This is a genomic window from Haloterrigena sp. KLK7 (genome assembly GCF_037914945.1).
GTDB classification, from domain to species: domain Archaea; phylum Halobacteriota; class Halobacteria; order Halobacteriales; family Natrialbaceae; genus Haloterrigena; species Haloterrigena salinisoli.
In genome coordinates, this window is the sequence record NZ_CP149787.1 from 485,391 (window position 1) to 497,351 (window position 11,961).

An 11,961-nucleotide genomic window follows, 5' to 3' on the forward strand; every position below is an offset into this window, starting at 1 on the left:
CCCTACGAGGAAATGGATAGGTCGGGCAGTTAGGCCCTGCTCATTACCCGCGATATGGCCTTTAGCGGGGACCAAACACCGCGGGCGTCCGGTCAGACCGGCCGGGGCCCCGGGAGCCAACGCAGAAGCCTCGTCCGTCGGGGACAGCGGTCCGCGATGGCCGTCCGCAGGGACGTCCCATTGCGGTTAGTCGGCGACAGCCCATCAGGCGCGGAAGCGAGCAGTGGACCGCCGGACACCTGTCGCTCGACGGGTCGCGGGGTGGAGGAGGCAACCGGGATTCCCCCGGCCGGAACGCCGGGCAATCGCGGCTTCCACATTCATACCGACCTTTTACCGAGTGAGCAGCGGCGCTACGGGCCGCTCACTCGGTAAAAGGTCGATCAAAAGCACTCCTCCTTCCGTTACGGCCCCTTCGGGGCCTTCACATCAGTCGTCGGCCCGCTCGCTCAGCCGGTCTCACGGCCTACGGCCGTTCGACGTATCGCTGCGCGTAGCGCCGCGCACGGCTTCGCTCGCGGTCGATTACGGTGACTCGACTAGCCCTAACCCAGCCGGTCGGGCCTACGCAGCGCTCGCCGTCTCGAGGAACGTCTCGCTTGCGGTGTTAAAGGCGTTCGGGCGGTCGAGGTTGACGAGATGGCCCGAATCGGGCAGTTCCAGCCGTTCGGCGCCGCCGACCTCCGAGACGAGTTGCCGACCCTGTCGTTTGACCAGCGGTACTTCCTGTTCGCCGTGGACGACCAGCGTCGGCGTCTCGACGTGCGAGAGATTCGACGGCTCGTACCGGTAGAGCGCGTCGAACACCTTGCGGAACTCGTCGCGACCGATCTCGTCGACGGCGTCGATCGCCTGCGACTGAATCTCGGGGTTCACCGTCAGCCAGCGCTCGCCGGTCGTCGCCCGGATCGAACACAGCATCGACCGGAACGTCGTCTTCGATCCCGTCAGCGACAGCGACGTCGTCAACGCGGGCAGCGGCGACATGAAGGGCTTTAGCCCCGACGGCATATCCAGCGGCGGCATCGAGCGCACCGCGCCGCCGAGGATCGCTCCCGCAGCGCGGTCGGGGTGGCGGTCCATGAACTCCTGGACGACCATCGAGCCCAGCGAGAGGCCACAGAGGATCGGCGCCTCGAGGTCGAGGTGTGCGAGCAGCGCCTCGAGGTCGTCGGTGAAGAGTTCGACCGAGTACTGCTCCGGCTCGGTCGCCCCCGTCTGGCCGTGGCCGCGAACGTCGAAGGTGACGACCTCGTAGTCGTCGGCGAAGCGGTCGACCTGCGGGCGCCACGCCTGTCCGTTCATCCACCCGCCGTGAATGAACACCAGCGGGTGACCGTCGCCGCGCGTCTCGTACCAGAGCGTACCGTCCTCGAGGGGGAGTTCTGCCATCACGGTTACTGTAGGCTCCCGCACACATAGGTCGCCGGGTTGCACTGTGGCCCGCGAGAAATCGAGTGGACGCCGCTCAGTCCTGGCGTTCCGCGCTGACCGCGGCGTTGTCGTCGGCCCCGAGCCAGCGGTCCCAGAAGGTCTCGAACTCGGACTCGTCTTCCGTGATCCGGTCCCAGTGGGCGAGGCCGCGCTCCTCGCGGCTGCCCGGAATCGTGTTGTCCAGTACCAGCGCCGCGAGGCCGCCGACGGCCATGCCGGTCGAGCCGATGATGTAGACGGTGTCGGCGACGGCCTGGACGGCGGCCTCGGCCCAGACCGGGAGCGATGCGAGCGTCGCCTCGAGGCCGATCGCCTCGCGGAACGCGATCGTGCTCTCGAAGTTCCCCATGTAGGCCGGAATCGACAGCCCGACGAACAGCGCGAAGCCGACGACGAAGGTGTTCCTCGAGGAGTTCAGATCGACGTGGCGGAGATTCGAGACGCCGACGGCGACGATCTGGGCGAACATGGCGATGAACAGCCCGCCGACGATCGGGTCCGGAATGGTCGCGACCAGTTGCCCGAAGTACCCGATGAAGCCGAAGACGATCATAACGACGGCGCCGAACTGGACGACGTACCGCGAGGCGACGCCGGTCAGTCCGATGGCGCCAATGTTCTCGGAGTAGGAGGTCGAGCCGCCGGTCCCCATGATCCCGGAGAAGACGTTCATCAGGCCCTCCATCCCGATACCGTGGTTGATTCGCTTCTCGCTCGGTGCTGCCGAGCCGGTGATGTTGGCGACGGCGTAGTAGTCGCCGATGCTCTCGACGATCGACGCGAGCACGCCCGCGAACATCCCGACGACGAACGCGGTCGTGATCTGGGGCGTCCCCCACTGGAACGGGTAGATCGGCAGGAGCGGCTGCGTGTCGGTGACGTCGCCGAGCGGGACGTAGCCGGGGTGTGCGTCGGTGATGACGCCGCCCGCGGAGAGCGCCGCGGCGACGACCCACGCGATCACCAGCGCCAGAATAACGGGATAGAGCCGGAACGCGCGGGATTTGACGTCGAGATACTGCGAGAACAGCAGGATCAGGCCGAGCGTCAGCCCGAGCAGCGGCCAGCTCTGATCCGAACCGGTGATCTGACCCGCGTTGAACAGCGCGAGGCCGATGAGCATGATCGTCGGCGCGACGACGACCGGCGAGAGGAAGCGCCGGAGTTTGCCGACGAGGCCGAGATAGCCCATCGCGACCTGCACCGTCGCGGCGACGATGATCGCGCCCTGTAACTGGAGTAACGCGGCTTGCCAGTCGGAGCCGCCGCCGACGCCGCCGGCGGTCACGACGGTGATGATCGCCAGCGCCGGCGCGAGCATCGAGAACGGCGCTCCCTGCACGATGGGGTAGCGGTTCCCGAAGGTCGTCTGGGCCAGCGTCGCGATCCCCGAGACGACGAAGAAGGTGCCGATGAACCGGGCGGTCACGTCGGGTGGCATCTCCATGGCGCCCGCCAGAATCAGCGGCACCGCGATGTTCGCCCCGACCATCGTCAGGTAGTGCTGGATCCCGAGGACGAACGATTCGCCCAGCGGCGGTTTGTCGTCGATCCCGTACTCGATATCCTCGCTGACGGTGACGTCGGCGCCGGCGTCGGCCCCGCCACCCCCGTCAGCTACGTGGTCCCCCTGTTCGGTCATCTCGTCGGATAACGAGCGAGGGGGCTCATATCGATGTTGATCCGTCGTCACCGATTCCCTCGAGGCGACGCGAACGCGACTCGAGTCGAGTCGGCGCCGGGGACCGATTTCGGTCCGGATCAGGGGCCGGTCCCGGACCGAACCCGCTCAGAAAACGACGTTCCAGACGTGTCCGCAGTCCTCGCACTCGAAGGTGCGCTTCGGTCCGATCTCGAGCGATTCCCGGCCGGTTTCGGTGCCGCCGTCGGTCAGACACGATGGACACGCGATTTCCCGCATTCCGTTCACTGCTGTTCGGTAGGTGCCGGGGGTACCTATCGCGATCGCCCACCTAGTTCGGTAACGGTGATGTCACTGCCCCTCCGACGCGGCGCGATCGGCCGCCGCGCGGACCGTTTCGGGCGACAGCGCCGAGAGGGGGACCACGTCGCCCCCCGTCTCGCCGGCGACCAGTTCCGAGAGTCCGGCGCGGGAGTCGTCGCCCGCGTCGACGACGATCACGGTCGCGTCGTCGTCTGCGAGCCCCCGAGCCGCCCGTCGCGTCGCCTCGGTCGGACTCCCGTCGGCGACGTTCGCCCGGCCGTCGGTCACGAGGACGACGACCGAGGCGTCCGTCTCCGCGCGCTCTATGACCCGTCGCGAGGTCTCGAGGCCGGCCGGGAGGGGCGTCCGGTCGCCCGAGGGCAGTTCCTTGAGGTGGCGCGCGGCCAGCGAGACGCTGTCGGTCGGCGGCAGCAGTACCTCGGCGTCCTCGCCGGCGAAGGCGACGAACGCGACCCGATCGCGGTGTTCGTAGCTGTCCCGCAACAGGTCCAGCACGACGCCCTTGGCGGTGCGCATCGCGGGGCGCATGGAGGCGCTGGCGTCGACCGCGAAGACGATCGTCGCCGAGGCGTCGCCGCGCCGCACCGACTGCCGGAGGTCACGTTTCTGGACTCGAGACTCGCCGCGGGCCGCGGCGGAGCGGACCGACGCCGCCGCGTCGATGGGGCCGTCGCCCGACGCGGATTCGGTGCGGACGCGGGCGCCGCGGTTGTCGACGCTCGGCGCCGTGTTCGTCCGCGAACCGCTCGCCGTCGCCGTCTTACTCTCTGCATCGGGGGTCTCGAGGTCGGGCGCCGTCGCCTCCCCGACCGCGGCGACATCGGCGCGTTGCTGGCCGGGAACGAGCGGCTGGGCCGTCTCGTCCTCGCCGCCGCCACCGCTATCGTCTTGCCCGTCACTGTCCGTCGAATCGGACTCGCTCGAGTCGCCGTCCGCTGGGTCGCCACCGGCCTCAGCGGGCGACGGCTCGCCGCCGGTCGGATCGTCCGCCCCGTCGGGTCCGCGTTCGGGACCTGAATCGCCCGGTCCGTCGTCACCGTCGTCGCCGTCACCGTCGTCGCCGTCACCGTCGTCGCCGTCACCGTCGTCGCCGTCACCGTCGTCGCCGTCACCGCCGCCGTCGCTCCCCTCTCCGCCGGACTCGGTTCCCGAACCGTCCTCGTCGCGCTCCGTCTCCGGCTCGTCGTCTCCCTCGGTGCTCTCCTCCTCGTCTTCCCCGTCGCGGTCCCCCTCGCTCTCGTCGGACGATCCCTCGTCGTCGAACCGATCCTCGAGCAGGTCCTCGAGATCGGGTTCGTCTTCGAAGGGCGTGCTCCGGAGCCGGTGGGGCAGGGTGTAGCTCGCGGCCTCGTAGACGTCGGACTCGATGACCGTCGTCCGGCCCTCGAGCGCCGCGATAGTCATCGCAGTCCGGGCGGTCGCCACGTCCCCGCGGTGGCCGTCGACGCCGGCCTCGAGGCAGAGGTCGGCGATCTCCGCCTTGAAATCGTCCGGGAGCGCCACCTCGGCGAGGCGGTCGCGGGCCGCCGCGAGGTCCTCGCGAAGGGTCGATATCTCGTCGGCGTACTCGGTCCACGGGTCCGACCCGTCGGACCCGTCGGCTCCACTGACGTCGGTCTCGAGGGCCCGGTCGATGATCTCGACGCGGTCCTCGATCTCCCGACAGCCCTCGACGGTCGCCTGCAGGGCGAAGCGGTCCCGGAGTTGGGGGCGCAGATCTCCTTCCTCGGGATTCATCGTCCCGATCAGAGTGAAGTCGGCGGGGTGGGAGACGCTGATTCCGTCGCGCTCGACCGTGTTGACGCCGCTGGCGGCCGCGTCGAGGATGACGTCGACGAGGTGGTCGTCCAGCAGGTTGACCTCGTCGACGTAGAGGATGCCCCGGTGGGCGCGGGCGAGCAGGCCGGGGTCGAAGTCGGCCTCGCCGGCCAGCGCGTCCTCGACCGAGAGCGTACCGACGACGCGGTCTCGAGTCGCCCCCAGCGGGAGCGTTACGAGCGGGACGGGACGCGTCTCGACCGGTAGCTCATCGCGGTCGCGCTCGCGGCAGTCGTCGCACTGCAGACTCGGGTCGTCGGGCGCACAGCCGTACGGGCAGTCCGCCACGGCCCGCTGTTCGGGGAGGAGGTCCACGAGTCCTCGCACGGCGGTCGACTTCGCGGTCCCCTTCTCGCCGACGATCAGGGCGCCGTCGAGGCCGTCGTTGGCCGCGACGGCGAGCAAGACGCGCTTCAGCTCGTCCTGTCCGACGATCGCCGGGAGGGGGAGTGACGACAGCTTTTTGTCCTCGGACTCTGCAACCATAGTTGCGCTAATACAACAGAGGTTTAAAAACGCGATGACTACCATCGGGATCTACACTGCCACGGAGAACGAACTCGGCTCGATCGGCCGGGCCGCCGAGCGACTCGAGGACGTCGACCTGGTCGTCCGCTCGGAGAGCGATCTGGACGAGGAGGCCGACGTCGAGGAGTTCGTCGAGGAATTGACCGACGCCGCGGCAGCGATCTTCTGGCTGCACGGCGCCGAGGACAGCATGCCGGGCTACGACTACGCGACGGGCGCCCTCGAGGAGGCGGGCGTGCCGCTGATCGTCAAGTCGACCGGCGACGCCTTCGCCTTCGAGGACACGACGGTCACGGAGGAACATCGCGACCTCGCCTACGAATATCTGGAGAAGGGGGGGACGATCAACGTCGCCAACCTGTGTCGGTTCTTGGTATCGGAGTACGAGGGTCGCGACCTCGCATACGACGAGCCCACCGAACTGCCGACGGAGGGCGTTTACCACCCCGACCACCCGGGGATCGAGTACGAGGACCTGCTCGAGACCCACGATCCCGACCTGCCGACGGTCGCGATCTGGTTCTACGAGTCCCACTGGACCCACGAGAACACCCGCTACGTCGACGCGCAGGTCCGCGCGCTCGAGGAGCAGGGCGCCAACGCCCTCCCGATCTTCTGTAACCCCGCCACGGATACCGACGAGCAGGAGGACGCCGAGTGGGTGACCGACAACTGGCTCATCGATGACGCAGGCGAGCCGGTCGTCGACGCCGTGCTCTCCTCCTTTATGTTCTCCCTCTCGATGGACGAGCGCGGCCGCAGCGCCAGCGACGAGGGCGATTCCGCGGAGGACGTCTTTCTCGACCGCCTCGGCGTCCCGGTCCTGCAGACGGTCACCACGATGCGCTCGCGCTCTCGGTACGAGTCCAGCGACACGGGCGTGATGGGTTTCGAACTCGCGCTCTCCGTCGCGCTGCCGGAGTTCGACGGCAACGTCATCACCCACCCGATCTCGGGCAAGGAGCGTACCGACGACGAGGCCGGCATCGGCTCCGCGCCGAAACACCACTTCCCGATCGAGGACCGCATCGACCACGCGACCCGACTGGCGGTCAACTGGGCCGAACTGCGCCACACGCCCAACGAGGACAAGCGAGTCGCCGTCGTCCTCCACAACTACCCGCCGAGCGACGACGGGATCGGCACCGCGTTCGGCCTCGACAGCCCCGAGTCGACGGTGAACCTGCTCGAGGAACTCGAGGCCCGCGGCTACGATCTGGGCGACGACATGCCCGACAGCGGACAGTCCCTCGTGGAGAAACTCACGTCCCAATTGACCCTCGAGGACCGCTGGGTCGCCCCGGAGGACGTTCGCGACCTTTCGGTCGACGTGGTTTCGCCGGATACGTACGAAGACTGGTTCAGCAACGCGGACGAACGGTTTCAGGAGAACGTCATCGAGGAATGGGGCGAGGCCCCCGACCGCCCGTTCGCCATTCCGGGCGTCGAGTTCGGTAACGTCCTCGTCACCGTCCAGCCTCCGCGCGGGTTCGGGATGGACCCCTCGAAGGTCTATCACGATTCGGACCTGCAGCCGCCACACGACTACTACGCCTTCTACGGCTGGCTGCGCAACACCTTCGAGACCGACGCGGTGGTTCACCTGGGGACCCACGGCAGCCTCGAGTGGCTCCCCGGCAAGACGGTCGGACTGAACGGCGAGAGCGCGCCGGATCAGTTGATCGACGACATCCCGAACGTCTACCCGTACATCGTCAATAATCCAGGAGAAGGGACGCAAGCGAAGCGCCGCTCCTACGCCGCCATCGTCGACTACCTCACCCCCGTGATGCGGTCGGCGGGCACCTACGACGAACTCTCGGAACTCGAGGAACTCGCCAACCAGTACCGCGAGGCCGGGATGGAGGACGCTCGTGCCGACGACGGCGACCACCTCGAGGCCCTCATTCGGGGGAAAGTCGAGGAACTCGACCTCGCGGTGGAGCTGGGAATCGCGGGCACTATCGACGAGCAGGCCGACGTCCGCGGTCCCGACGAGGCGGGATCGACCTTGGCTGAGGGCGACGTCGACGGCGACGAGGTCGACATCGACGAACTCGTCGAACGCGTCCACGAGTACCTCACCGACGTCAAGACGACCCAGATCCGACTCGGACTCCACACGATGTCCGAGCCGCCGGCCGACGAGCGCCTCGTGGAGTACCTCGTCGCGCTGACGCGCCTCGAGAACCCCGGTGCGCCGAGCCTGCGCGAGAGCGTGGCCGGCGCGCTCGGTGTCGACTACGAGAAGATGCTCGACGTGCCCGGCGAGTACGACGACGATCTCGGGATGACCTACGCCGAGGCCGCCGATGTCGTCCACGAGACCAGCGTCGACCTGATCGAGACGCTCGCGGAACACGACTTCGACGTGCCCGAGTCCGAACGCGAAGCGGGACCGGACGACGAGGTCAACATGAATCTGCTCGTGGTCGACCTCGAGACGATCGGCGACGCGCGAGCCAAATCGCGCGCCCACGACGACCTGCGAGAGGTCCTGGCCTACATCTGCGAGGAGGCCCAGCCCCGCGTGCAGGGCGCCGAGAACGAGATTCCGCGCACCGCGGACGCGCTCTCTGGCGAGTACGTGCCCCCAGGCGGATCGGGCGCACCGACTCGCGGCGGGGTCGACCTGCTCCCCACGGCGCGGAACTTCTACACGCTCGATCCGCGGAAAGTACCTGCAAAGGCTGCCTGGCAGGTCGGGAGCGAGGTCGCGGAGGGCGTCCTCGAGCGTCATCACTCCGAAAACGGCGAGTACCCCGAGGAGATCGGCGTCGTCGCGTGGGGAACCCCCACTGTCCGCACCCGCGGCGAGACAATCGCGCAGGTGCTCGCCATGATGGGCGTCGAACCCCAGTGGACCGACGCCGGTCGGATCGACGACGTCGAACCGATCCCGCTCGAGGACCTCGATCGACCCCGAATCGACGTGACGACCCGCGTTTCGGGGCTGTTCCGGGACGCCTTCCCCGCAGCGGCGGGGGTCATCCACGACGCCGTGGACGCGGTCGTCGACCTCGACGAACCCCACGAGATGAACTACGTGAAGAAGCACGTCGAGGAAGAGCAAGCGGAACTCGAGGACGAGGAAGGTCTCGACGAGTCCGACGCCCGTAAGGCCGCGAAACACCGCGTCTTCACGACCAAACCCGGCGGGTACGGCGCCGGTACCAATAAGGCCGTAGATGAGGGCAACTGGGACGACCGCTCCGATCTCGCCTCCGTCTACGTCCAGTGGGGCGGCTACGCGATGGGCTCGCGCGGCCGCGTCTCGGACGCCCACGACGCCTTCGAACGGCGCCTCTCGAGCGTCGACGCGACGGTCAAACTCGAGGACACGATGGAGCAGGACGAGTTCGACTCCTCGGACTGGTACGCCTTCCACGGCGGCTTCATCTCCGCGGTATCGGAAATATCGGGCGAGGAACCGGCCTCCTACGTCGGCGACTCCTCGGACCCCGACAACGTCGACGTCTACACGAACGAGGAGAAGGTCCGCAAGGCGATGCGCTCGCGCGTGCTCAACCCCGACTGGCTCGAGTCCATGGAGGAACACGGCTACAAGGGCGCGGGCGACCTCTCGACGACCGTCGACGTGACGCTGGGCTGGGACGCGACGACCGGCGTCGTCTCGGACACGCTCTGGGCGGAGGTCGCCGAGAAGTTCGCCTTCGACGAGGACCGACAGGACTGGATGCGCGACGTGAACCCGTGGGCGCTCGAGTCCATCACGGACACGCTGCTCGAGGCGATCGAGCGCGATCTCTGGGACGCCGACGAGGAGACCGCCGACCGTCTGCGCGATCTGAACCTGGAGGTCGAGGGCGATCTCGAGGCCCGAACGACCAACGAGGCCGTCGGTTCGGATACCGATGCGGAGGTGGCTCAGGATGATTAGCGAAGACGTTCGGCCGAGTATCGATACGCGAGCCGCGGAGAGTGATGACCGATGAGTGACGGACAGCAACGGGACTTCGAGGAGGAGTACGCCGACCTGGGAGCGACGACGCAGAACGCGATGGACATCGCCGAGACGAGCATGGACATCGTCCGGCAGTTCGTTCCGGACGAGACGCTGGCCGACCGCGTGCGACAGAAGTCCGTCCATTCGATGGGCGACATCGAGTTCCAGCACCTGCTCGAGTTCACCGGAAGCGACGACCGCGGCGACGACGAGGACGCCCCCGTCCGCGCCGGCGCTCGAGCGGTGCTCGACGAGGCGACCATCGTCACGGACATCACGATGTCCAAGGCCGGAATCACCGGCCGCGGCCACAACTGCGAGAAGCGCAAGGCGATCGGCAACGGCGCCGAACTCGCGGAGGAGACGGGGATGACCCGGACCGCGGCCTCGGTGCTCGAACTCGACAAGCAGGGGGTCTACGACGGTGCCATCGCGACGATCGGCAACGCGCCGACGGCCGCCTTCGCGCTGGCCGACTGCATCGAGAACGGCACCCGACCCGCCGTCATCGTCGCGACGCCGGTCGGCTTCGTCAAGGCCGAGGAGAGCCGCCAGCGCATCCGCGAGGTCAGCGAGGAATACGACGTGCCCGCGATCACCAACGTCGGCCGGCGGGGCGGCAGCGGGCTGGCGGCCGCGCTGACGAACGAACTGATCCACGTCGCCAAGGACGTGCGGACCGACGACCTCGAGTTGGAGTCGACGGCCGAGGCTCGAGCGGCCCAGTCCGCGGGCGAGGACGGCGAGGACGAATGAGCGACGAGTACGACCTCGAGGCGGGGCCCGACCCGGCGACGTTCGCGGCCGCGGCAGCGGAACCGGACATCGACGAGGAAACCGACGAGCCCGTCTACGCGGTCGGCGTCGGGCCCGGCAATCAGGAGTATCTCACGCCCCGCGGCGAGCGCGCGATCCGCGAGGCCGACGTCGTCGTCGGCTTTACCACGGTCGTCGAGTTCGTCGAGGACCTGACGGATGCGGACCTGCTGACCTGTGGGTACAAGGACGAGGCCGCGGCGCTCGAGGCGTTCGGACGCCGCGTCGCCGACGGCGAGTCGGGAACGGCCGTCGCGATGGGCGATCCGAATCACTCGGGATACCAGTTCGTCGGGAAGGTACAGGACGCGGTTGAACGTGAGGACGCCGAAATCCCGGTGCGAGTCGTTCCCGGCATCTCCTCGCTCCAGATGGCCGCAAGCCGCGCCCGCACGCCGATGGAGGACACCGAGTTCGTCACGCTCCACAAGAGCGGCGACCTCGAGGGCGACATGGACCGCCTCGCGACCGCGGCGACGGTCGACGAGCGACACCTGCTCGTGCTCCCCCGGCCCTACGATCGGATGCCCGGCGACATCGCCGCGTTCCTGCTCGAGGAGGGCGCCGATCCGGACCTCGAGGCGCTGGTCCTCGAGAAGCTGACCCACGACGAGGAGGAGATCCACCGGTTCACGCTGGCCGAGTTGTCCGAGCACGCCGGCGGGAACGGACGGGAGGACACGCCGTTTTCGGATCTGATCGTGCTGGCGGTCAGACAGCCGGTGTAGCGTCCGCGGTCACATCGGTCCCGCGTTTTCAGCGCGAAGCGACGATACGATCGTCGAGACCCGGAACGTCCGGAGTCGACGGGGAATTCGAGCCGAGTCCGCGATCGTTCTCGAGCGTCGCGGCGACCGTCAGTCCTCCACCCAGTAGTACAGCTCCTCCCGCGGCGCGACGCAGCCGGGACAGGTCTCCGGCAGATCGTCCTCGAGGCGTCCCATCTCGCCGCACGTTCGACAGCGCCACATGGCGGACCCGCGGCTCTCGGGCTCCCGGGCCTCGCCGATCGGGACTTCGGTCTCGTTCTTGTTGCGAAGTTCGCTGGCGACCGACGGGTGATCGTTTTCGGGCCTCATCACAGTCGACCCTACGCTCCGTGGTATGTTAAAACACACCTCGGGTCTGGGGGGCCGAAGATCACTCGAGATCGGTCCCGCGAGGGCCGACTCCCGCGGCCGCCACGACGGATACCCGACCGCGGCTACTCGTCTTGCTCGTGTTCCCGCAGTACCGTCGACACGGTGTTTTCGACTTCCTCGAGCGCGACGGCGTTGGTCTTCCGGAGGTCGTCGGCGTCTCGAGCCTCGCTCAGGTGCCGTAGCGCTTCCCGGAGATGCTGCTCGGTTTCGGTGTCACTCCCGTTTTCCCCACTCATAGTTCGACCCGGCGGTCGTAACCGACTCGAGCGGTTAAGTTCGTCGGTGGTTCG

8 protein-coding genes and 1 other RNA gene are annotated in these 11,961 nt (G+C 68.0%); 4 read left to right on the forward strand and 5 right to left on the reverse strand.

The window, feature by feature from the left end; all coding sequences use genetic code 11:
• The first annotated feature begins 9 nt into the window (after positions 1-9).
• Positions 10-321, forward strand: an RNA gene (gene ffs / locus WD430_RS02345) — signal recognition particle sRNA.
• A 243-nt stretch (positions 322-564) separates the two neighbouring features.
• Here the strand turns inward: ffs and WD430_RS02350 are convergent.
• The 3 genes from WD430_RS02350 to WD430_RS02360 form a co-directional block, all read right to left on the reverse strand.
• The gene (locus WD430_RS02350; protein WP_339104428.1) at positions 565-1,392 is read right to left on the reverse strand and encodes an alpha/beta hydrolase; all 828 of its coding nucleotides are present in this window, start codon (positions 1,390-1,392) and stop codon (positions 565-567) included.
• Positions 1,393-1,468: 76 nt separating this feature from the next.
• Entirely contained in the window at positions 1,469-3,076 is a 1,608-nt protein-coding gene (locus tag WD430_RS02355) for a solute carrier family 23 protein (RefSeq protein ID WP_339104429.1), read from the reverse strand.
• Between the two features lie 351 nt (positions 3,077-3,427).
• Positions 3,428-5,704 (reverse strand): VWA domain-containing protein, encoded by a 2,277-nt coding sequence (locus WD430_RS02360; protein ID WP_339104430.1) that lies wholly within the window; start codon positions 5,702-5,704, stop codon positions 3,428-3,430.
• Positions 5,705-5,738: 34 nt separating this feature from the next.
• On the opposite strand from WD430_RS02360, the gene cobN reads away from it, so the two are divergent.
• From cobN to WD430_RS02375, 3 genes are read left to right on the forward strand one after another with little or no spacing between them, the layout of a single operon-like run.
• The gene (gene cobN, locus WD430_RS02365; RefSeq protein WP_339104431.1) at positions 5,739-9,647 is read left to right on the forward strand and encodes a cobaltochelatase subunit CobN; all 3,909 of its coding nucleotides are present in this window, start codon (positions 5,739-5,741) and stop codon (positions 9,645-9,647) included.
• A 51-nt stretch (positions 9,648-9,698) separates the two neighbouring features.
• A complete protein-coding gene (locus WD430_RS02370; RefSeq protein WP_339104432.1) occupies positions 9,699-10,469 on the forward strand; it encodes a precorrin-8X methylmutase in 771 nt (256 codons plus the stop codon).
• Positions 10,466-11,257, forward strand: a complete 792-nt coding sequence (locus WD430_RS02375) for a cobalt-precorrin-7 (C(5))-methyltransferase (protein ID WP_339104433.1) — start codon at positions 10,466-10,468, stop codon at positions 11,255-11,257. Before WD430_RS02370 ends, WD430_RS02375 begins: the two co-directional genes overlap by 4 nt.
• A 129-nt stretch (positions 11,258-11,386) precedes the next feature.
• Here WD430_RS02375 and WD430_RS02380 read toward each other — a convergent pair whose 3' ends face one another.
• Both WD430_RS02380 and WD430_RS02385 read right to left on the reverse strand, forming a co-directional pair.
• Positions 11,387-11,608, reverse strand: coding sequence for a rubredoxin-like domain-containing protein (locus WD430_RS02380; RefSeq protein WP_339104434.1), 222 nt, complete (start codon positions 11,606-11,608; stop codon positions 11,387-11,389).
• Positions 11,609-11,733: 125 nt separating this feature from the next.
• Positions 11,734-11,907, reverse strand: a complete 174-nt coding sequence (locus tag WD430_RS02385) for a hypothetical protein (RefSeq protein WP_339104435.1) — start codon at positions 11,905-11,907, stop codon at positions 11,734-11,736.
• Between the last annotated feature and the right edge of the window lie 54 nt (positions 11,908-11,961).